The following is a 515-nucleotide window of genomic DNA, read 5'->3' on the forward strand; positions in this document are numbered from 1 at the left end:
GGGAGCGTGCTCATCCCCGGGATGGTTTTACGTGGATGGCTCGCGACCAGCTGTTGCTGGTGATAGACCTGAAGCAGTGTGTCGCCTGCATGGAGCTCCAGTTGCTGACCCACATACTGGTGTGGCACCGAGTAATGGTGCTGCTCATAACTGACGTGATAGTCGATGTTGACCTTGACCGTTTTGATGGCGACATAGCGATAGGGATGCACCGGCAGTGGTCCCAGTGCCGGGCGGTCCAACTGCTCAAATGCGTCACGTCGGTTACCGGGCAGTTGCTTGAACGGACGCTCGTTGAGTTCGTTCAGCAAGGCACGGATGCACTGGTTGAGTTCGGCAAGCGAGAAGAAGGTCTGATGGCGTAGACGGGCCAGGATCCAGCGCTCGACGATCTGCACACCCACCTCCGCCTTGGCCTTGTCCTTGGGCTTGTAAGGACGAGCTGGCATCACCGCCACCTGATAGTGCTCGGCCAACTGCTGGTAGCTGGGGTTGAGCTCGGGATCGTATCGGCA

At 58.6% G+C, this 515-nt stretch carries 1 protein-coding gene; it reads right to left on the minus strand.

Annotation, left to right across the window (positions count from 1 at the left end; translation table 11 throughout):
* On the minus strand, positions 1–515 hold a 515-nt coding region (locus PG888_RS23135), incomplete at both ends, for a Mu transposase domain-containing protein (protein WP_418130710.1).

Source organism: Aeromonas sp. QDB23 (genome assembly GCF_027707745.1).
GTDB classification, from domain to species: domain Bacteria; phylum Pseudomonadota; class Gammaproteobacteria; order Enterobacterales; family Aeromonadaceae; genus Aeromonas; species Aeromonas allosaccharophila.